This window comes from Roseomonas sp. CCTCC AB2023176 (assembly GCF_042259275.1).
Classification (GTDB): Bacteria; Pseudomonadota; Alphaproteobacteria; order Acetobacterales; family Acetobacteraceae; genus Roseomonas.
Genome location: NZ_CP170086.1, coordinates 255,029 through 279,348 on the forward strand (window position 1 = coordinate 255,029; position 24,320 = coordinate 279,348).

General features: G+C 71.0%; 18 protein-coding genes and 4 pseudogenes. 9 read left to right on the plus strand and 13 right to left on the minus strand.

The genetic code is table 11. The features are described from left to right. Positions 1 to 35 precede the first annotated feature (35 nt). From ACE7GA_RS01215 to ACE7GA_RS01250, 8 genes are all read right to left on the minus strand, one after another. The gene (locus ACE7GA_RS01215; RefSeq protein ID WP_376094486.1) at positions 36 to 1,205 is read right to left on the minus strand and encodes a mandelate racemase/muconate lactonizing enzyme family protein; all 1,170 of its coding nucleotides are present in this window, start codon (positions 1,203 to 1,205) and stop codon (positions 36 to 38) included. Further along, positions 1,202 to 2,053 (minus strand): SDR family NAD(P)-dependent oxidoreductase, encoded by an 852-nt coding sequence (locus tag ACE7GA_RS01220; RefSeq protein ID WP_376094489.1) that lies wholly within the window; start codon positions 2,051 to 2,053, stop codon positions 1,202 to 1,204. Before ACE7GA_RS01220 ends, ACE7GA_RS01215 begins: the two co-directional genes overlap by 4 nt. After that, positions 2,050 to 2,889, minus strand: a complete 840-nt coding sequence (locus ACE7GA_RS01225) for a carbohydrate ABC transporter permease (protein WP_376094492.1) — start codon at positions 2,887 to 2,889, stop codon at positions 2,050 to 2,052. Before ACE7GA_RS01225 ends, ACE7GA_RS01220 begins: the two co-directional genes overlap by 4 nt. A 4-nt stretch (positions 2,890 to 2,893) precedes the next feature. Beyond that, positions 2,894 to 3,829 carry a carbohydrate ABC transporter permease gene (locus ACE7GA_RS01230; protein ID WP_376094495.1) on the minus strand — a complete coding sequence of 312 codons (936 nt, stop codon included), beginning with the start codon at positions 3,827 to 3,829 and terminating at the stop codon, positions 2,894 to 2,896. Positions 3,830 to 3,831: 2 nt separating this feature from the next. Further along, a complete protein-coding gene (locus ACE7GA_RS01235) occupies positions 3,832 to 5,115 on the minus strand; it encodes an ABC transporter substrate-binding protein (protein ID WP_376094498.1) in 1,284 nt (427 codons plus the stop codon). 61 nt (positions 5,116 to 5,176) lie between these two features. Continuing rightward, entirely contained in the window at positions 5,177 to 6,355 is a 1,179-nt protein-coding gene (locus ACE7GA_RS01240; protein WP_376094501.1) for a mandelate racemase/muconate lactonizing enzyme family protein, read from the minus strand. A gap of 8 nt (positions 6,356 to 6,363) precedes the next feature. Then, positions 6,364 to 7,338, minus strand: a complete 975-nt coding sequence (locus ACE7GA_RS01245) for a Bug family tripartite tricarboxylate transporter substrate binding protein (RefSeq protein WP_376094504.1) — start codon at positions 7,336 to 7,338, stop codon at positions 6,364 to 6,366. A gap of 4 nt (positions 7,339 to 7,342) precedes the next feature. Further along, entirely contained in the window at positions 7,343 to 8,311 is a 969-nt protein-coding gene (locus ACE7GA_RS01250; protein ID WP_376094507.1) for a dihydrodipicolinate synthase family protein, read from the minus strand. Positions 8,312 to 8,468: 157 nt separating this feature from the next. Here ACE7GA_RS01250 and ACE7GA_RS01255 point away from each other — a divergent pair, with 157 nt between their 5' ends. Further along, positions 8,469 to 9,182, plus strand: a complete 714-nt coding sequence (locus ACE7GA_RS01255; RefSeq protein WP_376094510.1) for an IclR family transcriptional regulator — start codon at positions 8,469 to 8,471, stop codon at positions 9,180 to 9,182. A 415-nt stretch (positions 9,183 to 9,597) separates the two neighbouring features. Here the strand turns inward: ACE7GA_RS01255 and ACE7GA_RS01260 are convergent, their stop codons facing one another. Further along, positions 9,598 to 9,906 (minus strand): hypothetical protein, encoded by a 309-nt coding sequence (locus ACE7GA_RS01260; RefSeq protein ID WP_376094513.1) that lies wholly within the window; start codon positions 9,904 to 9,906, stop codon positions 9,598 to 9,600. A gap of 366 nt (positions 9,907 to 10,272) precedes the next feature. Here ACE7GA_RS01260 and ACE7GA_RS01265 point away from each other — a divergent pair, with 366 nt between their 5' ends. After that, entirely contained in the window at positions 10,273 to 11,523 is a 1,251-nt protein-coding gene (locus ACE7GA_RS01265) for a BLUF domain-containing protein (RefSeq protein WP_376100556.1), read from the plus strand. Between the two features lie 334 nt (positions 11,524 to 11,857). On the opposite strand, the gene ACE7GA_RS01270 is transcribed toward ACE7GA_RS01265, so the two are convergent. Then, complete coding sequence (locus ACE7GA_RS01270) at positions 11,858 to 12,394, minus strand: BLUF domain-containing protein (RefSeq protein WP_376094515.1); 537 nt, start codon at positions 12,392 to 12,394, stop codon at positions 11,858 to 11,860. Between the two features lie 237 nt (positions 12,395 to 12,631). On the opposite strand from ACE7GA_RS01270, the pseudogene ACE7GA_RS01275 reads away from it, so the two are divergent. Further along, positions 12,632 to 12,905 (plus strand): annotated as a pseudogene (locus tag ACE7GA_RS01275) (IS3 family transposase); the annotation flags it as partial. Positions 12,906 to 13,082: 177 nt separating this feature from the next. On the opposite strand, the gene ACE7GA_RS01280 reads toward ACE7GA_RS01275, so the two are convergent. Further along, a complete protein-coding gene (locus tag ACE7GA_RS01280) occupies positions 13,083 to 13,799 on the minus strand; it encodes a hypothetical protein (RefSeq protein ID WP_376094518.1) in 717 nt (238 codons plus the stop codon). 167 nt (positions 13,800 to 13,966) lie between these two features. Between ACE7GA_RS01280 and ACE7GA_RS01285 the strand changes: the two are divergent. The 6 genes and pseudogenes from ACE7GA_RS01285 to ACE7GA_RS01310 all read left to right on the plus strand — a co-directional run. Next, positions 13,967 to 14,423, plus strand: a pseudogene (locus tag ACE7GA_RS01285) (transposase); the annotation flags it as partial. Between the two features lie 25 nt (positions 14,424 to 14,448). Then, positions 14,449 to 15,650, plus strand: a protein-coding gene (locus ACE7GA_RS01290; protein ID WP_376094521.1) for an IS3 family transposase whose coding sequence is annotated in 2 segments (ribosomal slippage) — positions 14,449 to 14,725 and positions 14,725 to 15,650 — 1,203 coding nt in all. Because the reading frame shifts where the segments join, the coding sequence is not laid out codon by codon here. Between the two features lie 42 nt (positions 15,651 to 15,692). After that, a pseudogene (locus ACE7GA_RS01295) lies at positions 15,693 to 16,070 on the plus strand (IS3 family transposase); the annotation flags it as partial. A 653-nt stretch (positions 16,071 to 16,723) separates the two neighbouring features. Continuing rightward, positions 16,724 to 17,536, plus strand: a complete 813-nt coding sequence (locus tag ACE7GA_RS01300; protein ID WP_376094524.1) for an IS5 family transposase — start codon at positions 16,724 to 16,726, stop codon at positions 17,534 to 17,536. Positions 17,537 to 17,551: 15 nt separating this feature from the next. Beyond that, positions 17,552 to 17,857, plus strand: a pseudogene (locus ACE7GA_RS01305) (integrase core domain-containing protein); the annotation flags it as partial. Between the two features lie 503 nt (positions 17,858 to 18,360). Continuing rightward, positions 18,361 to 18,627, plus strand: a complete 267-nt coding sequence (locus tag ACE7GA_RS01310) for a hypothetical protein (RefSeq protein WP_376094527.1) — start codon at positions 18,361 to 18,363, stop codon at positions 18,625 to 18,627. A gap of 167 nt (positions 18,628 to 18,794) precedes the next feature. Here ACE7GA_RS01310 and ACE7GA_RS01315 read toward each other — a convergent pair whose 3' ends face one another. After that, a complete protein-coding gene (locus ACE7GA_RS01315) occupies positions 18,795 to 22,934 on the minus strand; it encodes a beta strand repeat-containing protein (protein ID WP_376094530.1) in 4,140 nt (1,379 codons plus the stop codon). A gap of 271 nt (positions 22,935 to 23,205) precedes the next feature. Beyond that, positions 23,206 to 24,111 (minus strand): helix-turn-helix domain-containing protein, encoded by a 906-nt coding sequence (locus tag ACE7GA_RS01320; RefSeq protein WP_376094533.1) that lies wholly within the window; start codon positions 24,109 to 24,111, stop codon positions 23,206 to 23,208. Between the last annotated feature and the right edge of the window lie 209 nt (positions 24,112 to 24,320).

The window sequence follows — 24,320 nt, forward strand, 5'->3', positions numbered from 1 at the left end:
TGCGGCGGGTGACGACGGGGGTCGTGCGATGCTCCTCAGTAAGCAGGCTTGACCGGGAACCAGCCGGGACGCCGATCATCGAGGTAGGCGCCTTCGATCCGGGTCACCGCGTAGCGTTCGACCAGCGCCTCCTCGACCGTGACGCCGAGGCCGGGTCCGGTCGGGACGGCGAAGCATCCGCCGTCGAGGGTGAACCGTTCCGCCACGATGTCGCCGGACAGGTGCGCGTATTCCGTGTCGATGGCGATCGTCATGTTCGGGATGGAAGCGGCGAGGTGCAGGTAGGCGGCCTGCGACGGGCCGAGTTCCCCGCCAGAGTGTAGCGTCACGGGGATGCCGACGGCTTCGCAGATCGCGGCCTGCTTCACCACCTGCCAGAGCCCGCCGGCCTCGTGCGGGTCGAGCAGGACGACGTCGGCGGCCTCCGTACGGACGATGTTGCCCACGTCGGAAAGGGTGTAGGCCGTCTCGTCCAGCGCGATCGGCACGGGCTGCGACCGGCGCAGCAGCGCGTGTCCCGCCAGGTCGTCCAGTTCCAGCGGCTGCTCGACGTATTGCAGGTCGAAGGGACGCAGGCGTTCGAGCATCCGCTTCGCCGTGCCGGACGTCCAGGCGCCGTTCACGTCGGCGCGGAGCAGCAGGTCGGGGCCGATGACGTCGCGTACGGCGCGGACGAGGGCGATGTCCGTCGCCTCGGACATGCCGATCTTCACCTTGAAGGAGCGGTGGCCGCGGTCGAGGTAGGCACGCGCCGCGTCCGCCGCAGCGGCGGGATCGGCGGCGAGGATATAGGCGGCCATCTCCGCCCGGTCCCGCCACAGCCCGCCCCAGAGGCGGTGCAGTGGCTGGCCGCAGGCGCGTCCGAAGGCGTCCCACATCGCCATTTCCACCGCGCAGATTGCCATCACCGCGGCGCGCTTGTGGTGGTAGTAGCCGGCGCCCAGGACGTGCCGATGCAGTGCCTCCGCCTGGTCCACGGACTTCGTCAGCGCGATCGGCAGGACGACGCGTTCCAGCACGGCAGGGATGGCGTCCAGCAGGCAGATCGTCTCGCCCCAGCCGACCGTGCCGTCCGCCGTCCGCAGCCGCACGATCAACCGCGTCGCCCCGCTGCGACGGCCGGACGCCCACTCCATCTCGGACCGGAAGGGCATGCGCACCATCCAGTGCCGGGCCTCGACGATGCGCAGGGCGTCCTGGGTCACGGGGAATCCATTTTCAGCGGCGGTCGCCCCGTCCAGGCGCGTAGGCGCGGTGAGATGGCGGCGGCGGGGGCGAGGGCGGACTGGCCGCCGTCCACCGGCAGGTCGGCGCCGGTGATGAAAGCCGCGCCGGGACCCGCGAGGAAGAGCGCGGCATGCGCCACGTCGTCGGGGTGACCGAGGCGGCCGAGCGGGTAGGTCTCGACGGTCAGCCGCGCGTCCTCTGGCTCGAGCCGTGCGGCGAAGGCCTCGGTCACGATGAGACCGGGGGAGAGCGCGTTCACGCGGATGCCGTGCGGGCCGCATTCGACGGCCAGTTGACGCGTCATTGCGCGCACGCCGCCCTTGGCCGCAGCATAGGGCGCGACGCAGGGATGGCCGAGCGAGGCGTGGACGGAGGCCATGTTGACGATGGCGCCGCCGCGGCCGTGCGCGCGCATGGCGCGCACCGCCTCCCGCGACAGCCGGAACATGGACCGCAGGCAGACGTCGAGCGTGCGGTCCCAATCTTCGTCGGTCGTCTCCAGCAGGGGCCGGACGGTCGTGACGCCCGCGTTGTTCACGAGCACGTCCGGCCCGCCGCGCGCGAGAGCGGGGGCGAGGATGCGCCCCGGCGCGTCAGCCGCCGTTACGTCAGCGGCGACGAGGGCGGGGGCTGGCAGCCCTTCCGATCCCAGCACCGCGGCGAGGGAGGCGAGCCCGGCCTCGTCCCGGTCGGTGGCGACGAGCTCGGCGCCCGCGCGGGCGAAGAGGAGGGCGATCGCGCGCCCGAGCCCCGCGGCGGCGCCGGTGACGACGCAGACGCGCCCCGCGAGCCGGCCGGCGACGGGTTCCGACGAGACCGGCGTCATCCCTTCACCGCCCCCGCGGTCAGCCCTTGGACGAACCAGCGCTGGACGAGGCCGAAGGCGATGATGACCGGCAGCGAGGCGACGAGGGAAGCCGCCATCGCCGCCCCCCAGTCCTGCCGCATCTCGCCGAGCTGGGACATCAGCAGCCCCGGCCCGACCGTACGGAGCGAGGGCGTGGTGATGAGCGTCATCGCGTAGAGCAGGTCGTTCCAGGCCCACATGAAGGCGTAGAGGGCGACCGTGACGAGGCCGGGGATCGAGACGGGCACGATGATGCGCCAGAGGATCCGCAGCTCCGAGGCGCCGTCGACGCGCGCCGCCTCGATCAGCTCCTCCGGCAAGCGGACGAAGTAGGAGAAGAGCATGTAGGTGCCGGCCGGCAGGGCGAAGACGATGTAGGAGAGCGTCAGCCCGATCCGCGTGTCGAGGAGCCCCGCGGCCTGGAGCATCGGGTAGAGCGAGACCAGCAGCACGGCGAAGGGGAACATTTGCGCCGAGATCATCAGCGCCATGAGTGCGCGCCGCCCGCGATAGCGGAAGCGCGCGAAGGAATGGGCGGCGAGCGTGGCCAGCACCGTCGTCAGCAGCGCCGCCCCGCCCGCGGTGAGGAGGGAGTTGCCGAGCCACAGCGGTAGGTCGCCCGAGCCGACCACGCCGCGGAAGTTTTCGAGCGTCGGTGCCCGCGGCAGGAGGGAGGGGAAGCGGACGAAGATTTCGGCGCCCGGCTTGAAGGCGGTCGAGAGCATCCAGAGGACGGGAAAGCCGAGAAAGGAGGCAATGGTGGCGAAGGTCAAGCCGAAGCCGAGCCGCGCCTTGCCCGAGGAGAGGTCGAGCACCGGGTCAGACCTCCCGCATGATCGTGCGCAGCCGCAGGAAGGCCGGGCCGAGGATCGTGAGGAACCAGACCACGCCGACCGCGGCGGCGAGGCCGATGTTCCAGGACTGGAAGGCCTGCCGCTGGACTTCGATGGACATCACGGTCGTCGCGCGCACCGGCCCGCCGCCGGTCATGGCGTAGATCACGTCGAACTGCTGCAGGTTGCCGAGCGCGCCGAGAACGACGAGCACGGCGATCGTGGGCCGCAGGTGCGGCCAGGCGACGTGGCGCAGCACGTGCCGGTTCGCCGCACCGTCGATGCGCGCGGCCTCGATTTGCTCCTGCGGGAGGCTCTGCAGGCCGGCAAGGAGGAAGGCGGTGAAGAGGGGGATGGAGAGCCAGACCTTGGCGAGCACGACGCCCGCCATCGCGCCGCCCGGCGTCGCGAGCCAGGCCACGGGCTGGTCGAGCAGACCGAGGGAGAGGAGGACGGCGTTGAGCAGCCCGTATTGTCCGTTCAGCATCCAGGCCCAGAGGAAGGCAACGACCGTGCTCGGCAGCACCCAGGGCAGCAACGAAACGGAGCGGACGAGGGCGCGGGCGGGGAAGCGCTCGTTGAGCACCACGGCCCAGGCAAGGCCGAGGAGGAAGGTGAATGCGGTGGCGAGGACGACGAAGACGACGGTGACGACCCAGGTACCGAGGATCGTACCGTCCTCCCACAACTGCGCGAAGTTGCCGAAGCCGATGAAGATCGGCTCCGTCGACATCAGGGTGTCCTCGTAGAAGGCCCGCCGCAGCGCATCGAGGAAGGGATAGAGGATCATCGCCCCGAACACCGCCATGGGCGGGAGCGCCAGCAGCAGGCCGAAGCGGGCCTGCCGGCGTGCCACGCCGCCGGGCCGCGGCGCGCGCGCGGCCCGGGCGCGGGCCGGGACCGCCGTCGCCGCGCCCGACACGCTCAGGTGCGCCTCTGGTTCGCGACGGCGCGGCGGAGGCGGTTCGCCATGTCCGCCAGGGCCTGCGCCGGCGGCTTGGAGAGAAGCAGCGCCGCCTGCACCTCCTCGCCCACGATGGTCGTCAGATCCGCGGCGTTGGGCCAGGCCGCGGTCTCGTCCATCTCCGCCGAGCCGGCGTTGCGCGTCCAGACCGTGACGTAATCGTCGGCGGCGAGGGTCGCAAGCGCGCTGCGGGTGACGGGGAACAGGCCGACGGCGCGGAAGTAGCGGAGCTGCGTCTCGTCGTTCAGGGCGAGGTGCCGCAGGAGCCGCGCGGCCGGTCCGTCCGCGGCCGGGCGCGCCCGTGCCGCGGGCAGCGCGAGGATATGGCCCCACATGAGCGACCGCGGCGTGTCGCCCACCCGCAGCACGGGCGTCGCCACGGCCGCGACGTTCGTGTCGAACACTGCACCCTGCCCCGAATTGTCGCGTGCGAAGCCGCGGGCGAGCGGGGCGTCGTGGTAAAGGCCCGCGCGGTTGCCGCCGAACAAGCGCCGGGAGTCCGGGCGATCGATATCGCGGGCCATCAGCCCCTCCCGCGACAGGTCGACAAGGAAGGACAGCGCCGCCCGCGCTGCGTCGGAGTCTATCGCAACCTTGTCTTCCGCATCGAAGAGCCGCCCGCCAAACGTCCAGAGCCAGACCTGGAAGTCGGGCGAGATCGAGAGGTTGTTCTTGGTGGAGAAGGCGTAGGGCACGACTTCCGCGTTGCCGCGCTTGATCCGCCGCAGCGCGTCCGCGAAGGCCTCCACCGTCCGCGGCGGCTCGGCGATGCCCGCATCCGACAGCACCTTGCGGTTGGCGACCATCCCGATCGAGCCTGCCGTCCAGGGCATCGCCAATTGGCGTCCGCCGACCTGCCCCAGCCGCAGCAGCCCCGGATCCACCCGATCCAGCTCCGCCCCCAGCACCTCCCGCAGGTCGGCCGGCTGAAGGAGGCGGGAGAGTTGCGGCAGCCAGCGCTCGGCGAGCTGCACGACGTCGAGCGGCTGGCTGGAGCGCAGCCGCAGCACGACGTTCTGCTGCATCTGTGCCCAGGGGAAGCCGATCGTCTCCAGCCGTACCCCGGCATTCGCCGCCCGGAAGGTCTCGAACGCCTCGGTCAGCACCGGGCGGGACGCCGCCTCGTCGTGGCTCCAGCCAACATAGGTCAACGGCGCGCCCTGCGCCTGGACCGACCCGGGACGCAGCGCCGCCAGCGCCGTGACGGCGAGGATGGATCGCCTCGCGAAAGAGTAGCCGTGCATCTCTCGTCCTCCGCTTGTTCGCCTCGCTGGCGGCCTGACTCGGTCAGTTCATGTCAACCGCTCAGGCCGGTTCATGCTGCCGCGCGTAGCGCCAGACCTCGGCCGAGGGCGCGACCCCGATCCCCGGCCCGGAGGGCAGCCGGTAGCGCCCGCCTTCGCAGGCCATGTCGCCGTCCACGAAGCGCAGGTTCCGGTCGAAGATGGAGTGCTGGTACTCGTGCCCGTCGCAGTTTTGGAGGGGGGCGGAGGCGTGCAGGCTCGCCGCCTGGAAAATCCCGATGCCGATCGAGGCGTGCGGGATGATCCGGCAATGAAAGGCCTCGGCCATACGGCTGATCTTCATGAACTCCGTCACGCCAGTATGCGCCATCTCCGGCTGGATCACGTCCATACAGCGGCCGATCAGGCGCGGGCGGTATTCGAAGGCGGTGCGCCATTCCTCTCCCATGGCGATGGAGGTGCGCGCCTTCGCCGCGACCTCCCGCTGTCCCTCGATGTCCTCCGGCGCGACCGGCGCCTCAGCGAACCACAGGTCGTGCGCGTGCATCCGGTCGATCAGGCGCGTCGCGGCGAGCGCGGTGTACTTCCAGTGCATGTCGCAGGCGATGCGGATCCCCGGTCCGAGCGCACGGCGCAGCGCCGCCATCTCGGTCTCCTCGCCCTCGTCCGCCACGGCGGCCGCGAACTTCACCGCCTCATAGCCCCTCCCCGCCCATTCCAACGCGAGGTCCACCCGCTCGGCGAGCGTCGGCTTGGGCAGGCCGGAGACATAAGCGGGCAGGCTGTCGTGCCGCAGCCCGCCGAGCATCCGGCACAGCGGCAGCCCCGCCAGCCGCGCTGCCGCATCCCAGACCGCGATGTCGAGGCCCGCGAGCGCGTCCACGAAGTAGCCACTGACGAAGCCCCGCACGCGCATCGTGTCGTAGAGGTCCTCGTGCAGCGGCACGGGGTCGCGCGCGTCGCGGCCGATGCAGAGCGGCCCGAGCAGGTCGGTCACGATCTCGGCCACCGCGCCCGGCGCGACGATGGCGTAGGATTCGCCCCAGCCCACGGCGCCCGACGCCGTCGTCACCTTAACGAGGACGGAGGTGTCCGTCGCCGGATAGACGGACCGGTTGCCGCGCCGGATGAAGTAGCCGCGTTCGTTGATCGCCTCGCCCGAACGCAGCGGGCCGAGATAAGGCACGTCGCGCGGGATGACGACGATGAAGGCCTCAACGGAGGAGATGGCGTCGGACATGCGGCCGCTCAGCCCGCCGTGATACCGGTGCGCGCGATGAGGTCGCGGAACTTCTCCAGGTCCGCCACCATCAGCGCCCGGAAGGCCTCCGGCGTGTTCGGCGCCGCGACGCCGCCGAAGCCTGCCAGCCGTTCGACCACCGCCGGGTCGCGCAGGAAGGACGCGATGTCGGCGTTCAGCCGCGCCGTGATCGGTGCCGGCAACCCGGCCGGGCCCATGATGCCGTGCCACGGGTTCAGTTCCACGCCCGGCACGACGGAGGAGAGCGTCGGGAGGTCCGGCGCGAAGGCGACGGGCTCGGCCGTCAGCAGCGCGATCGCACGCAGGCGCCCGGCCTGCACGTGCGGCCAGGACGTCGCGAAACTGTCCACGGCCATGTCGACCTGCCCGCCGACCATCGCCGTGATCATGTCGGAGGATCCGCGGAAGGGGACATGCGTCATCCGCACGCCCGTCTGCGCCATCAGCATCTCCATCGCCAGATGCAGGCTCGTCCCAATCCCGGAGGAGCCGAAGGTCAGCCGGTCCGCGTTCGGGCGGAGGAAGGCCACGAACTCCGGCAGCGTCTGGACCGGCACCTTCTGCGGATTGATGACAAGCACGCTCGGGGTACGCGCGACGAGGCAGATCGGCGTGAAGTCGGCCACGGGATCGTAGGGCAGGCGGCCCCGGTTCATCGCGGGGAGGATCGCGTTGGCCGCGATGTTCCCCATGCCCAGCGTGTGGCCGTCGGGGGCGGCACGGGCGAGCGCCTCCATTCCGATGGCGCCCCCGGCGCCGGACCGGTTCTCGACGGCAACGGGCCTGCCGAGGCGCTGCCCCAGCGCCTCCGCGACCATACGCGCCATGATGTCGGCGATGCCGCCCGGCGAGAGAGGCACGATGATGCGCAGCGGTCGCTCGGGCCAGGCGGCCTGCGCGATCGCCGGCGCCGCCAGGATCGCCGCACCGGCGGCGAGGAGCATGCGACGTGTCGTGATCATGGCGTCACCTCCAGGGCGGATGCGTCGAGGGGGCCATGCGGCGCAGGGCGGGGGACAGCGGCCGACCCGGCTCCGTCGCCAGCGGCCCGAGCAGTGCGGCGAAGCGCGCGAGTTCTTCCATCCCGAAGGGCGTGACAGCGGGTTCCGGTATCCGCGGATGCACCTCTGGCCAGCCCATGCGCAGCGCCATCAGCCGCTTGCCGTAGGCGATCAGCAGCGGCAGCGAGCGGGACATAAAGGCAATGATGGGGAGGATGGCGCGGTGCAACGCCTCTGCCCGCTCCGTCTCCCCCGCCGACCACAGCCGCCAGATCGCGACCTGCGCGTCGACGAGTTCGGGCGCGGGGATCAGCCCCTGGCAGCCAGAGCGCAGGTTCGTCGGCCACTCGATCCCGCCATGACCGGCGAAGACGTCGCAGGTCTTCGAGGCCTCGAGTGCGAAGGCCGCGACCGAGACGGCCGGTCCCTCCGCCTTCATGAACCGGATGTTCGGGTGGTTGCGATGCAAGGCCAGCAACGCGTCGCTGGACACCGAGACCTCCATGTTCAGGGGGTTGTTCTGGACGCCGACGGGAAGCGGCGAGCGGTCGGCGACCTCGCCGAGGAAGCGCAGGATCTCCCGCTCCGACACGCCCTTCACCGGCGGGGGCTGCAGGACGACCCAATCCGCGCCGCGCCGCGCCGCTTCCGCGATGAAGTCGAGCTGACCGTGGACGGAAACCTCGGCGACGGTCGCCATCAACGGCACGCGGCCTCCGATCCGCTCGGCCGCCCAACCCACGAGGTCCAGCCGCTCCTCCGTCGAGAGGCGGAAGACCTCCGTGACAAGTCCGAGCAGCGCGATCCCGTGGCAGCCCGCTGCGAGGCAGACATCCACCTGACGCTCCAGCGCCGCGCGGTCGAGCCGAGCGTCGGGTCCGAAGTAGGCGTAAAGAATGGGGTGCACGCCGGAGAGCCGGGATCGAATGGGCACGGACGTTCCTCTTGTGAGTTCCGTTGATCGGAACTATGTTTTGATGGATGGTAGTCTGGATCCGGCCTGCACTGCCCGTCAACACCGCCGTGGATCAGCCGCCCTGCCCGCCTCGCCTCCCGAACCTCCCAAGGCCGTTTTCGCGCGGCACGTCGAAGTGCTGTCGGCCATTGCGCGGAGCAGCCCAGCCCGCTTTGCCGACCTCGCCGTGGCGACCGGCCACTCCAAGGCGACGCTGCACCGCATCCTCGCCGCGCTGCAGGACGAAGGTCTGATCGAGCCCGAGCCGCGCGGCGGCTGGCGCCTCGGCCTGCGCCTGCTGGAACTGGCCGGTCATGCGTGGCGCGGCGTGGATCTGCGCGGCGCCGCCGAGGAGGAGATGGCGCGCCTGCGCGACGAAACGGGCGAGACGGTGCGCCTCGCGGTCCTGCAGGGGCATGAGATGCTCTACCTCGCCCAGGTGGACAGCCCGTCGCCCGTCGCCTTCCGGCTGCACGTCGGTGCCCGCGGCCCGGCCTATTGCAGCGGCACGGGCAAGGCCGTGCTGGCCTTCCTGCCCGTCGAGCGGCGCAACGTCCTCCTCGATTCCGTGGCGCGCGAGCGCCACACCGGCAGGACCCTCGTCGGGCGGAGCGAGTTGGAAGCAGACCTCGCGGCGTCACGCGCGAGGGGCTGGGCGCTCGACGACGGTGAGCAGGCGGAGGATGTCCGCAGCCTCGGCGCGCCGATCCTCGACCGGAATGGACTGCCTTGCGGCGCGATCAGCCTGACCGTCCCGGCGTTCCGCAGGAGCCGCGAAGCGCTCGTCGCCCTAGCGCCGCGGCTCACCGACGCCGCGTGGCGGATCCAGGCGAGGCTGCCGCCCGCATGACCTGGCGCGAGCGGGCGTCGCCCGGCATCCTCCCCTCCCCGGGATGCCTGCTTCGCGGTTTTCACCTTGGGCCGGCGCATGACCGCAGCGGGCGCGAAGCCGTCTTCCTTCGTTCGCTGTCGTTCGTGATGACGGGTAATGCGTGCGAGTTCGAAGGCGATGTGCACCGGCGCCGGTGCCCCCGGATCCGGTCGTGTCCCAGCGCATGGTGTAGGAGCGGTGGCTCCAGGCGGGTGGGACCGCCGGTCAGGAGGAGCGGTCGCGTGCTCGCGGACGCAACCATGATCACGGTGACCTGGTGCAGCGCGGCGCGCCCGACCACCCCTTGTGGTGGTGGCGCTGTCCCGAGGAGGCTCGGCGCTGCCGCGGTACGGGCCGCTCCGCCGCGTATGTCGGGATCGGGGTCCGTGTCGCTTCAGGGCCAGGATCTCGCCCCCCCGACGGAGGCTCGCGACCGCGGCACGAAGATCGGCGTGAGCCACCACGGCGACGAGCGCATCCAGGACCGCGAGCTGCCGATACGGCCTGTCATCGCCTCGGTCCGCAACCGCGTCGCCCGTACCTTGGGATGCAGCACGACCTCGGCACGGCGCGGGATCGCGGAGCGCCCGACATTCGTCAGCACGGTCGTCCGTGCGCCGGCCTCCGGTGCGAGCCGTGTCGCCAGCACGGCATCCTGGGTGGTCCCGGAATGCGACACGGTCAGGACCTCGACCTCCGGCACCGCCGACGCCGCCGGGATGCTACCGGGGCCTCACGTATTCCCAATATGTTCTTCTCTATATACGGGTTCCGCTACGTCCACCGGCAACCCCGATTCGGCCGATGCGCGCCCGCGCGACCTCCCCGAAATGCGACGGGATGGTCCCCCGTGCCGGGCCACCCCGGTATCCGCGGCACGGTTCCGGGCGGCGGCGGCTGAATGAACTGGCCCCGGCGGCCGCAGAAGGAACCGTTCTCGCTTGCCTTCTTCGCCCCGCGGGGCTTGAAGATAGGGTAACACCGGGGGAACGCCGTCATACGGTACTCGTCGAGCGCGTCGCCCGATCCCGGGGTGCGGCAAACCAACTCGTCAGCCTCCCTCTCCGCCGTGGTCTATCGCAGCCGAGCGACTGGCCCGATGTCCAGCTCCGACCTGCAGGGCCTGATGCAGGCCGCCCAGGCACGGAACCGGCGTGAGGCGATTACCGGCGTCCTGCTCCGCGACGAGAGCCACTTCTTCCAGTGGCTCGAGGGGCCGGCCGAAGGCGTCGCCAGGGTCATGAACTCGATCTGCGGCGACCCGCGCCATGCTGACGTCGAGATTCTCGTTGACACCCCGGCACCGGCGCGACGGTTCGACGGCTGGGACATGCGGCTCGCGATGCGACGGACCGGGCGTGCGCCCGAGGCCAGCGAAGCCCTCGAGCCCTCGGCCGAGATCATCGACGGTTTGCGGCGCCATCCGGAGCGGGCCGCGGGCCTTCTCCTTCGGCTCCTCGACGTGCCGGGTGAGGGCATTCCGGCATTCGGTCCGCTCACCCGTCCTCCCTCGCGGGCGATGATGACCCGGAGGATCGAGGCCGCGCTGCGGTCCGCCTTCCGGGAGGTGGTCATCCCAAGGGCCTCCGATCCGCGAGGAGCGGAGGATGTCCGGCGAGGGTCCGCGACACCGTCGTCGCGAAGGTTCGAGCTGGCGGAGCTCCTGATCTCGGACGACGAGGATGCCTCATTGCAGCTCATTCGGGAGCTGCGCAGTCAGGGCGAAGTTCCCGGGGGCTTGTACGCTGCGCTGTTGGAGCCCGCGGCTCGGCGGCTTGGCGACCTGTGGAGCGACGACACCTGCAGCGCGTTCGAGGTCGCCCTCGGCATGGCCCGGCTCGGAACGGCGGCCCGCCTGCTCAGCACCGATGCGCCGAAGCTGCTTCCCCGTGGCCTTCGCCGAAACGTGCTCGTCGTGCCGGCGCCCGGGGAGGCGCATCAGCTCGTTGCGGCGTTGGATTCCGAGTGGCTCTGGAGCCGTGGTTGGGCACCCCAGCAGGGCTTTCCGGCGAACGACCGCGCGCTGGAGGACCTGGTCTCAGGCTCCTGGGTCGACGTGCTCGACCTGTCGCTCAGTGCCGCCTTCCACCGCGGGGACAAGCTTGGCGACCTCAGCCGCACGATCGCGCTCGCGCGCCGGGCTTCGCAGAATGCGGCGCTGCTCGTCGTCGTTGGCGGCCGGGCTTTCGCCGAGGGCGGAACCAGAGGTCGCGAGGTCGGGGCAGACCTGGCCAGCATGACCTCCCAGGACCTCGACAGGAGGCTCCTTGCGGGCTCCGTGACTGGCGCAACGCCGGAACCCGTTCCGCCGGAAGTTTGAAGCGGCATCGAGGAGAGGCGCTTCAGCTGGACGATGCGCTTGTGATCGACGGGCTGCTCGCCCGCGCGGCGCGCGGCCACCACGTCATCGTCGACCCCGACTGCCTCGAGTGCACCCTCGGCCATCCGCCGCCTCCACCCAAACAGCACGATGGGAGAGACGCGGTGGAGCCGGGCGACGGCGGAGACCGTCATGCCGGGCTGCATGGTTTCCTCGACCAGCCCTGACCTTCCGCTCCGCAGTGTAGCGTCTCCGGCGCTCCAAGGCCGGTGATAATCCCGACGCGCTCGACGAGCTTCGACAGAGGCGTAGGCCCGGGCTTAAGCCCGGGCCCTCACGGTTGCGCCGCCGGTCCGGTCGAATTGGGGGCCGCTCCACCGCCATCATTCCGCTTCGTGGAAGAAGAGTGAAGCGTATCCAGCTGCCCCGCATCGAGATGCCCGATGATGCGCGTTAGCGCCGCGATGTTGTTTTCGTCCTCGGCGCTCCCGAGCGCTTCCTGCAACACCGCGCGGATATCGTCGGCTCCGACCCGCTCCATCTCCCAATTCGGATACAGGCGCTCGCGCTTTTCCACACTCCGGTCCAGCGTGACGATGTCGTAGTGGCGATGATCGCCACGAAGGCTCGCGATCAGCTTCTCCACCTGGGTGGGCGGCCCCTCGATCCACTGAAAGAAGACGCCGCTGCCGAAAACCAGCACCCCGGTGATGTCGCGTGCGACATTGCTGCGTTGAGACCGCTCGATGATGCGATCGACCTCGGCGTCGTCGACGCCTTCAGCGGCACGACTGCAGTACACGAAGGTGTCGAGGAGGGTCGAAGCGTGGTCCGCGTCTGCGTCGCGCGGAAAACCGAATTCGTCGAACATAGGTCAGCTCGCCTTGTCTATGCCGGGCAGGCCGCGCCATCCGGTGGGTTAGCGTGAGGTTAGCGTGAGGTTAGCGTATCGCTCTCATGCATGTAAGGAAGCATTGGCGTTCCCTCTCGGCCTCGCGCAAGCGACCGCTTCGGCGCGACCGCCGAATGCGGCCGAAACGCACCGATGGGGACGAAGAGCGCACCGGCATAGGTCGTTCCGGACGGCGTCCAAAATTCACGGTGGGGCCATGGGTCCACGCAGCGGGAGGTACCGCCTGCGGCGGAGGACGAGGCGGCGCTGACGGCCGAAATCGTCGGGCTCGCCCGGCAGTATGGGCGCTGCGGCGACCGCCGGATCACGGCGCTGCTGCGGGACGCGGGATGGACGACGAACCACAGGCGGGTAGATCGGATTTGGCGGTGGGGGGATTGAAGGTAGCGGTCTGCGAGCCGAAGCGCGTCAGGCTTCTGCTGCTCGACGGCCTTGCATGCGATTGCGACCGAAGCAGCGCAGTCAGGTCTGAGCCTACGACCTCGTCGAAGACCGGACGTGGGACGGGTAGCAATTCCGCATGTTCTGCGTCGTTTACCGTTTCACACCGCACCCGGCGGCGTGGGCGCGAGGTGGCTGGCTTACCGAGGATGCTAGCGGAACTCGCGCCGGGCCTCGCCAGCGCACCACGCCGCGGTGGTCAGCGTCAGTTGCTGACGAGCGCCGTGAAGGCGAGCGCCGAGAGGCCGCGATCCGTGAAGACGAGCCGGAGCTGAACCGTCTCCGTCCAGCCCGCCCCAGGCCCGGCAGCCGGCAGGTCGTAGGACCAGGTGAGCTCGCCCGGGCGGCGCCGCGTCGGGCGAAGGCCGATCGCGCGCTCGGCGGCGGCAGGCGACGCGCCCCAGCCGAGGCCACGAGGCAAGGCGAGCGCGCCCGGTGCGAGACGTGGCGTCGGCGCGCAGCCTGCGGGCGTGGCCGCCTCCGAAGCGAGGGACCAGCCATTGATACGGAAGGGCGGCTCGCTCTCGAGCGCCGAGACAAGTGCGACCTGCGTGCCGGGGGTTGCCGAGGCCCAGCAGGCGACACGCACCGCGACCTCGCCCTCGCCATGAGCGGTCGCGCTCCCCCAAGCCGCGGCGAGGGACGTCAGGCCCGTCTGGTTAAGGACGACCTGCTCGCCGCCGATCGCGAGCGGCCTGCGGAACGGCTGCAGGGCGCGGCGGATCTCGGCGACGCGTCGGGAGTCGCGCGGCGAGGCGAAGCCGCCCGTTGCCCCTCCCTCCGCGAGCGCACGGAAGACGAGCCCGGCCTGCGAGGCGAGGTCGTTGGCACGAGGCAGGTCCTGCGCTGGGGCGGGCACGGCAAGGAAGACCGGAACGAGGAGGGCGGCCGCGCGAACGGCACGTCGGAGAGCGTGGGTCATGCGCCGATTATCGGCGGCCAGGGGAGCGGTGCCAGTGGCCAACGGCCGCTGAACCGTCGCGCACGTCGCGCGGGCCGATGCGGGTGCCTTTGGTCCTGATCCCGGAAACCGGTCCGGCGGGAACGCGAATTTTCGGCACTGTAGGTCCCTGAGGAGGGGGCGGTGCCATGAAGCAGAAACGCTATACGGACGAGCAGATCGCCTTCGCCTTGAGGCAGGCGGAGAGTGGCACGGCGGTGGCCGAGATCTGCCGCAAGCTCGGCGTCTCGGAGCCAACCTTCTATCGGTGGAAGAGGCAGTTCGCCGGGATGGGGACGTTGGAGATCCGGCGGCTGAAGCAGCTTGAGGAGGAGAATGCCAAGCTCAAGCGGCTGGTCGCCGATCTCAGCCTGGACAAGACGATGCTGCAGGACGTGCTGCGAAAAAATGGTGAGGCCCGCGCTGCGCCGCGAGGTGGTGACTGTGCTGCGAGGCAGCTACCGGATCAGCGAGCGTCGGGCCTGCTCGGCAATGGGCTTCCATCGATCCGCTCAGCGCTACCGCTCCCGGCGTGACCCGCAAGGCGCTCTGCGCATGCGGCTGCGCGACTTGGCCGTGGAGTTGACCCGGTTTTGTGGACACCGACACGCTTTCGACGGAGGTGTTCCACATGGGCAAGACCAAGCCCCCGTACGCGCCGGAGTTCCGGCGGCAGATCATCGAGTTGGTCTGCGCCGGGCGTGACCCGGCGAGCCTGGCACGCGAGTTCGAGCCCTCGGCGCAGGCGATCCGGAACTGGGTGGCCCAAGCCGACCGGCAGGAGGGCCGCCGGGAGGCGAAGCCCGCCTCAGCGACGAACGGCGAGGCGCTGACCGCGGCCGAGCGCGATGAACTGGCTCGCCTGCGGCGCGAGGTGCGACAGCTGCGGGTGGAGCGCGACATCCTCTCTCGAGCAGCGGCCTGGTTCGCACGCGAGACCGGGGCGATTCCGTCCGGGTCTTCCGGTTCATGAGCGCGAACCAGGCCTCCTTCCGGGTCGCGACGACGGCACGCGTCCTCCGCGTCTCCCGTGCTGGCTACTACGCCTGGGCGAACCGCCCGCCCTCGGCCCATGCGGAGGGGGACGCGGCGCTGCTGGAGCGGATCCGGACCGCCCACGCCGCCTCGCGCGAGACGTACGGGGCACCCCGGATCCATGCCGAGCTGCGTGCCCGAGGCGAGCGCCACGGTCGCAAGCGCATCGCGCGCCTGATGCGCGAGGCCGGTCTCGTCGGCGTCAGCCGCAGGAGGGGTGGCCCCGTCACGACGCACCGCGACCGGGAGGCGCGACCAGCGCCCGATCTCGTCGATCGCGACTTCTCCGCCCCTGGCCCGAACCAGCTGTGGGTCACAGACATCACGTTCATTCCGACGGCAGCGGGCTTCCTCTACCTTGCCGTCGTGCTCGATGCCTGGAGCCGCAAGGTCGTCGGCTGGTCGATGACAAACCATCTCCGGACCGAGCTGGTGCTGGACGCCCTGGAGATGGCCTTGGGACAGCGGCGGCCCGGCGACGTCGTCCTACACTCGGACCAGGGCTCGCAGTTCACGTCGCTCGCCTTCGGCAACCGCTGCCGCGAGGCAGGGGTGCGGCCGTCCATGGGCTCCGTCGGCGACGCCTACGACAACGCCATGTGTGAAAGCTTCTTCGCCAGCCTCGAGTGCGAGCTCCTCGACCGCCGCCGGTTCGCCTCGCAGGCCGAAGCCCGCATGGCCGTGTTCTCGTTCATCGAGGGCTTCTACAACCCCGTCCGCCTCCACTCCGCCCTCGGTTACCGCTCACCCGCCACCTACGAAAAGGAGCACGCCATCACCGCCCCAGCCGTCCCCTGATCACCAAACCCCGCAACCGTCCACGAAAGCGGGTCAACTCCAGCCGCGACACGGGTACGGTACGGTTACAGACGGCTGCACGTGCTTCTGCGGCGTGAAGGTTGGCCCGTGAATCATGAGCGCGTCCACCGTCTCTACGCCGAGGAAGGGCTGTCGATCCGCACCAAGCTGCCGCGGCGCAAGCGGGCCTGGCGCTACCGGCAGGGACGGCCGGGCGCGACGGTGCCGAACGAGATCTGGGCCATGGACTTCATGTCGGACCAGCTATTCGACGGCCGCCCGATCCGGATCCTGACCGTGGTGGACATCCACACGCGAGAGGGGCTCTCGACGCATGCGAGAGCCAACTTCCGGGCCGCTCAGGTCGTCGAGATCCTGGACGGGCTCGTGCGGCTCCGGGGCAAGCCGAAGAGCCTAAGAGGCTGTCTCATAACGATATCGGAGCGTTCATGGCCGAGCGGCGACGGGGGCAGGCCGGAGGTCAGTGGCGGTCGGGACGCCGTACGATCCAGAAGGCTAACGCGCCGCCGAATCCTGCCACCGCACCCCCGATGGAGAGTAGCAGTCGGTCCGGCAGTGTCTTCATCATGTCTGTCGGAACATCAGTCAGTACGACTAGTAGTGCCCCTGCTACAGCGCCCGTCAGGCCGTAGGCAGGCAGTCGATCCTGCTTTGTTGCCCTTAGTAGGAAGTGCAGAGGCGCGCTCACCAAAGCCATTGGCACGGCCAAGAGCAATGCGGCCGGAAGTAACGCGAGCCACGCGACAAGAAGGCCGGTCAGACTTCGGGAGACATCAACCGAGCGTGTGAAAAATGCCGCTGCTCCTAACAGTGAAAGCAAGGCTCCGGCCGAAGCCCCAAGCGGCACACAGAAGAGGGCGGCTCCTACACGAAACCAACGTAGGGTTCGTGGCTCTCTCGTCGTCCTTGTCGACATCCCGCCAACTGTCGCCTTCATACCTTCGCCTTGTGGGCCATCTCGGAACAGCATTGTCACACCCTGACAGGCCGGTGGATGGCCGAGGCTGGGGCTGCTTCCATCGGGCTGCGACGCCAGACGATGGAGCCTGCCCATGTGGACCCCGGCCACCCGGCGGCAGCATAGCCGCGTGGGCTTGCGGTATGCGAGCGACCTGACGGACGCCGAGTGGCGGCTGCTGGAGCCGTTGCTGCCTCCGCCAAGGCGCTGCGGCAGGCGGCGCGCGTGGCCGATGCGGGAGGTGGTGAACGCAATCCTCTACGTCCTGCGGACCGGCTGCCCATGGCGGTCACTGCCGCGCGACCTGCCGCCATGGCGCGCAACGTATCGCTGGTTCGCGCGGTTGCGCGACGCCCACCTCTGGGAAGGGCTGAACCACACGCTCGTCATGGCGGACCGCGAGCGCGCCGGGCGCGAGGCCAGCCCGACAGCGGCGGTGATCGACAGTCAGAGCGTCAAGACGACGGAGAGCGGCGGGCCGCGCGGCTACGATGCGGGTAAGAAGGTGATGGGCAGAAAGCGCCACGCACTCGTAGACATGGACGGCCGCGCGCTGATGCTCCATGTCCACTCCGCCTCCGTGCAGGACCGCGACGGGGCGGGACCACTGCTGCGCGTCTCTCGCCGCCAGTGGCCTTTCATCTTGCTGGGCTATGCTGACGCGGGCTACGCGGGCGAGCACGTCGCGGCTGTCAGCCCCATCCGCATCGAGATCGTCAGGAAGCCCAAGGGACAGGGCGGCTTTGCCGTCCACGCCCGGCGCTGGGTCGTCGAGCGCTTCTTCGGCTGGATCAGTCGCAACCGCCGCCTCGCGAAGGACTTCGAGGCCACCATCGCTTCGGCACAGGCCTTCCTCTACGCCGCCGCCGTCATGCTTCTACTCCGCCGTCTCGGCCGTTCCACATGAGATTCGAGACAGCCTCTAAGGGTGGACAACGGGCCTGAATTCGCCGGTCGCCTGCTCGACCACTGGGCTTATCTCAACGGTGTGAAGATCGACTTCTCCCGCCCTGGCAAACCCACGGACAACGCGTTCATCGAGGCGTTCAACGCCAGGCTCCGGGCCGAGTGCCCCAACGCCTCGTGGTTCCTGTCCCCGGCCGATGCCAGGGCCCGCATCGAGGAATGGAGGTGCCACTACAACGAAGAGCGACCTCACTCGGCCCTGGGAAACTTGACCCCCAAAGCCTTTGCCAACCAAGCTCAACCAGCCCGAGAACTTGCGTAGACCCCGGACCAAAGACGGGGGCGGGACCAACCTCATGACCGGCCCTCATTAGACCCGGCCCACCTCGTGGGGGCTTGCCGCAGAACCGCCCGCACGGCCGATTGCCCCGGCGAGCGCCAAGCCTGTTCAGTGGTGAGATGGGGTGGTATGAACAAGCATGCCGACAGCAAGCTAGTGGACTGCTTTGGAAAGGCTTTCCGGCCAAAGCGCCGTGTTCCGTAAGGAATTCCGGGGTTTCAGGCCCTCCGGTGGTCCGGTCCCCCACCCTCTCCAACCTGCCCTTCGATGACGGCCCCGCGCCTTTCAGTGTCGTGTCGCTTCCCGGCGGGAGTCATGAGGCGTGCAGAGGCCGTCGGGGAGCGTGACCGCCTCGAATCGCCGCGTTCCTCCGCACGTAAAGCTGCGAAAAGACGAGAATTGAGATGCCGACGGGGTTTTCCCCCGCCCCACCGTCTCCCCATTTACTCTCCTGGCGGGGAGAGACCCTTCCCCTGACGGATTCCATGACCAGCCCGACCGACAAGCCGACCCCACGTGCCCACCCCCGCGTCGCGACCGGCCTGAAGGCGGAACCACCGCGGGCGAGCGACGCCATGATCGGTCCTGCGGAGCTCCGCGTGGAGCGCCAGGGCCTCACCGGCCGGCGCTGGGCCTGGCGGCTGGTGCGGGACGGCCGGACGCTTCTCGCCAGCGACCGTCAGTTCGACGGTGCCGAGGCTGCCCACGAGGACGGCATGCGCGTCTGGCGGTCCCGCGCCCCAGCCGCCTGACGCCGTCGCCTGCCCCCGTCACCTCGTCGGAGCGCTTCCCCGCCCCGCGGGATCGGCGGGGTCTCGCGGAGCACGTAACGTCGTGTCGGGCCCTCCCAGGCGCGACCGGGTCCGGAGACGCGCAACGCGGCCGGCAGCCGGTCACGCGTCCGCTCGCCCCGTCCTCGTCAGTAGAACGCGAAGTCGGCGGCCGAGAGGGCGGGCCGTCCGACGAGGGTGGCGAGGAGGGTGAGGCCGCCGTCCTCCGTCCCGTTCGCGTCGTGGAAGAGCCCCCCTGTCGCCCCGCTGTAGAGGAGCGTCGGCGCGGTGGTCGCGGCGAATGGCACGTCGGCGGACACGAAGGTGACCCCGGGCACGACGCCCGTCAGCCCGAAGGCCGCCGCGTTGAGCTGGATCCGGTCCTCGCCCGGCGTGAAGTCGAGGAGGGTGTCGCCCGTGTTCACCGCCCCCGCGAAGGCGTCGGCCAGCCCCTCGAAGCGGAACAGGTCGGCGCCCGCCCCGCCCGTCAGCGCGTCGGGCCCGTTGCCGCCGATGAGGATGTCCGCGCCCGCCCCGCCCTCGAGCACGTCGTAGCCCGCCCCGCCCGAGAGGATGTTGTCCGCCGCGTTGCCGAGCACGACGTTGTCGCCCGCGTTCCCCGTGCCGTAGACCGCGGCGCCGAGGAGGACGAGGACCTCGACGTTCTCGGGCAGCGTCAGGTCGGCGGTGGAATAGACCGCGTCGATCCCGCCGCCCGCCTCCTCCACGATCGTGTCGACGCTGCCGTTGACGGAGTAGTTGTCGTTCCCCGCCCCACCCGCGAGGACGTTCGCCGCCTCGTTCCCGACGAGGACGTCGTCGCCCGCGCCGCCCGTCAGGTTCACCGCGGCGGTTCCGATGACAACCAGCGCCTCGACGTTGTCGGGCAGGGTCGCGGTCACGCTCACGTAGAGGACGTCGAAGCCGCCGCCCGGCGCTTCCGTCACGACGTCGCCCGCGTCCTCCACGACGTAGGTGTCGTCGCCCGCCCCGCCCGCGAGGCTGTCCACCCCCGTGCCGCCGGACAGCACGTCCGCGCCGCCGCCGCCGTCGATACTGTCCGCCCCCGCCCCGCCCTCCAGCGTGTCGGCCCCTTCGCCGCCGAGCAGGGTGTCCGCTCCCGCACCGCCCAGCAGCAGGTCGTTCCCGCCCGCGCCCGAGAGGAGGTTGGCGTCCGGGTCGCCCGTCAGAACGTCGGCGAAGGCCGAACCCGCGAGGCTCCTGATGAGCTGCAGGACATCGCCTTCCGCATCGCCGCCGGTGCCCCGGCCCGTCGCCAGGCTCACGGTCACCCCCGCGCCCGAGGTGGAGTAGTCCGCGACGTCCACCTCCGCCCCGTCGGGCGTCGAGGAGCCCATGAGCGTGTCCGCTCCCGCGCCGCCGATCAGGGTGTCCGAGCCGCGGCTGCCGTCCAGCCGGTTGTCCCCGGCATCGCCCTCCAGCCGGTCGTCCGCGCCCGAGCCCCTGAGGTTCTCGATCCCGACGAGGACGTCGCCGTCGGCGAGGCCACCCGTGCCCGTGCCTGTCGCGAGGCTCACCGTGACCCCGATGCCCGACGGCTCGTAGAGCACCGTGTCCGTCCCGGCTCCCCCGACCAGCCGGTCCGCCCCGGTTGTGCCGTAGAGGAAATCGTCGCCCCCGCCACCGTCAAGCGTTTCGGCGCCCTCCGACCCGCCGAGGCTGTCGCCGAAGGCGCTGCCGATCAGCCCCTCGATGCCCGTGAACGTGTCGCCGAGCGCGTCGCCGAACGCCGTCGGGAAGGGGCTGCCGCCCAGGCTCGCCGCCACCCGACCGGCCGCGCCCGCGAAGGACGCCACGTCGCCCGCGCCTGCCGCGCCATCGAGGCTGTCCGCCCCGGCACCGCCCTCCAGCGTGTCGTTCCCCTCGCCGCTCAGCAGGGTGTTCGCCCCGTCGGTCCCGGTCAGGACGTCCGCGAAGGCCGAGCCGACGAGGTTCTCGACCACGATGAGGACGTCGCCCTCGGCATCACCTCCCGACCCGGTACCGGCCGCGAGGTTCACGGTCACCCCCGCGCCGGAGGAGGAGTAGTCCGCCCAGTCGCTGTCGCCGCCGAAGAGGGAGGTCGAGCCCTGCAGCGTGTCGGCCCCCGCGCCGCCGACGAGCGTGTCGGCGCCGCCCTCGCCGTTGAGGAAGTTGTCGGCCGCGTTTCCGGTCAGCCGATCGTCGCCGCCGCCGGTGATGACGTTCTCGATGCCGCTGAGCACGTCGCCCTCGGCAATGCCTCCGCGGCCCGTCCCCGCGGCCAGGTCCACGGTGATCGCGACGGCGCCGCCCTGGTTGTAGAAGGCGAGGTCGGTCCCGGCCCCGCCGATGAGGGTATCCGCACCGGCCGATCCGAACAGCACGTCGTCCCCGGCGCCGCCGTCGAGGGTCTCGGCCCCGCTCCCACCCTCCAGCCGGTCGCCGAAGGCGCTGCCGATCAGGCCCTCGACGCTGACGAGGACGTCGCCGTCGGCGTCGCCACTCGTGAAGCCGCCGCCCAGGCCCGCCTCGACCCGCGCCGTGGCGCCGGCGTAGGAGACGATGTCGTTCCCGTCACCGCCATCGAGGCTGTCCGCCCCAGCCCCGCCCTCCAGCGTGTCGTTCCCCCCGTCGCCGCGGAGGGTGTCTGCCCCGAGGCCGCCGGAGATCGAATCGTCGCCGTCCCGCCCGACGAGTTCGTTGTCCGCGTCCGTGCCGGTAAGGGTGTCGCCGAAGTCGCCCCCGAAGGCCGCCGACCGGAACCCGCCGGCGGTGCGCGAGACCGCCTCGGTCGGCTCGCCGTAGAGCACCGTGGTGCGGCCAGCGGCGGGCCGCTCGGCGGGACTGAATTCGGAGGCGCCGACGAGGAGGTCGGCGTAGCCGTCACCGTCCAGGTCACCCGCGGAGGCAACGGAGTAGCCGCTGATATCGAACGCGGCCGCGCCGTCGACGCGGAAGCCGTCCGCGGCCGAGAGGTTCGCGAGGTCGACGTCCGCGAAGCCACCGGCCTTGCCGAACAGGACATAGCTGCTGCCCGCGTTCGTGCGACCCGATGGGGCAGCATGGTAGGCCCCGATGACGAGGTCGTCGTACCCGTCGCCGCTCACGTCGCCTGCGGAGGCAACGGAGGTGCCGCTGAGATCGTCCGGCGCCGCCCCGTCCACGCGGAAGCCGTCCGCAGCCGAGAGGTTCGCGACGTCCACGTTCGCGAACCCGTCCGCCTTCCCGAACAGGACGATGGTGCTGCCCGCCTGCGTGCGCCCGTACGGATCGGTAGCAACTGCCCCGATGACGATGTCCGCGTAGCCGTCGCCGTTCAGGTCGCCGGCACCGGCGACGGAGACGCCGAGGGCGTCGCCTCTCGCCCCATTCACGCCCGCCTCTCCATCGACGCGGAAGCCGTCCGCGGCCGATAGGTTGGCGAGGTCGACGTCCGCGAAGCCGCCAGCCTTGCCGAACAGGACATAGGTGCTGCCCGCGCCCGCCCTGCCCGACGGGCTGGCGAGATAAGCCCCGATGACGATGTCAGCGTAGCCATCGCCGTTCACGTCGCCCGCGGAGGCAACGGAGTAGCCGCTGTAGTCACCCGCGGCCGCACCGGCCACGCGGAAGCCGTCCGCGGCCGAGAGGTTGGCGAGGTCGACATTCGCGAAGCCGCCGGCCTTGCCGAACAGGACATAGCTGCTGCCGGCGTTCGAGCGGCCCAGCGGGCTGGCATAGTAGGCCCCGATCACGAGGTCGTCGTAGCCGTCGCCGTTCACGTCGTCCGCCGAGGCGACGGACCGGCCGCTGAAGTCGAACGCGGCCGCGCCGTCCACGCGGAAGCCGTCTGCGGCCGAGAGGTTGGCGAGGTCGATGTCCGCGAAGCCGCCGGCCTTGCCGAACAGGACGGTGGTGCTGCCCGCGCCCGACCTGCCCAGCGGGTTGGCATTATCGGCCCCGATGACGAGATCGGCGTAGCCGTCGCCGTTGACGTCACCCGCGGAGGCGACGGAAGTGCCACTGAAGTCGAACGCGACCGCCCCGTCCACGCGGAAGCCATCCGCAGCCGACAAGTTGGCGAGGTCGACCTCCGCAAAGCCGTCCGCCCTCCCGAACAGGACGGTGGTGCTGCCCGCGGCCAAGCGGTCGGATGGACTGGCACGATTGGCCCCGATGAGGACGTCGGCGTAGCCGTCGCCGTTCACATCGCCCGCGGAGGCGACGGAGATGCCGCTGGTGTCGCCCCCGGCCGCCCCGTCCACTCGCGCTGCGCGCGTGTCGTCCGTGATGTTGGCAAGGTCGATGATGCTCGGGATACCGGCCATGGGTCGGGGGTGCTCAGCGCCCCGCGCCACGGCCGCCCCTCGCGGCCCGGATCGGGCGGTCAGACTTGAGCGAGCCCGCTGCGACGTGTCCAGCCCGAACCCCCGCCCGAGCAGGAACGATCCGTCAGGGCGAACGCCCCCTCGGGCAGGTACGTCACCCGCTCGCAACGGCATGACCCTGGCCGCCCTTCGCCGCCACGCCCGTCCCTCAGCCCACCCGCCCCGCGTGCCAGACGAGCCCGTCAGCTCGCCTGCGGCGTACCGCCCCCGCTCAGCCGTAGCCCGCGCGCGGCACGCCGCACGCGGCCCGGTAGGCGGTGGGGGTCATGCCGACCTCCCTTCGGAAGGCATGCGCCAGGCTCGTCGGGCCCGCGAAGCCCGCGCGCATCGCGACCTCGGCGACCGGGGCGCGCGGGTCCGCGAGCAGCGCCTTGGCGCGCGCGATCCGCAGCCCGATCAACGCCCGGTGCGGCGGCTGCCCCGTCGCCGAACGGAAGCCCCGCGCGAAGTGGAACGGGCTCAGCCCCGCCGCGGCCGCAAGGTCCGCCAGGGTCAGCGGTTCCTCCAGATGCGCCTGCATGTGATCCAGCGACCGGCGCAGGGCCGTGCGCGACAGGCCGGCCGGCGCGGCGGTGCCCGCCGCCCGCCCGGACGACAGCCGCGCCAGCAGCGCCACCGCCAGGGCCTCGCCATAGACCGGGTCAGGCTCCGGTGCCTGGATCAGGTCGAGGACGAGGAGCCCGAGGCGCTCCACATGCGGGTCGGCCCCCCCGAGCATCGGTCGCAACCGTTTTCCGTCCGGCCCGCCCTCCGACCGCAGACCCCGGGCCCAGGGACCTGGAAGGAACAGGTTCAGCACGGTCATCGGGCCGCCGATGCGCCAGTCCACCCGCCGCCCCGCCGGCACCACCGTGACGCCCCCGGGCCGCAGCACCGCGCTGCGCTCGCGCTCGCCCTCGATCCGGCAGGCCACATTGACCGGCGCCCCGAGCGTGACCGCGACGAAATGCGCGTCCATCGCGGCCACCGGGGTCTCGTGGGCGGCGGGATGCAGCCAGCGGCAGGCCTCCACCGGGCCGAGCGCGCCGTGCGACCGGCGCTCCGGCGCGGACCCGATGGCGTCCCCGACCGTCGTGACGAACTCCTCCGGGGTCCAGTCTCGCGCAACGCTCGGCACAGGCTCGACCCTCCGTCACGCCCAGGCTGCCAGCCCGAGCGGGCGCCGCAACCTGCCCGCGCGGGCAGGCGGGACGGGGCGGGGCGGGGCGGGGCGAGGGAGTCGTTACGGATGCGGACGGCCGCAAGGCCGGTGGGATCGCCGCAAGCACCGACACGCGGCACGCGCGGCCGCCCCCACGTCGCTGGAGCCACTGCTTCCCGGAGAGA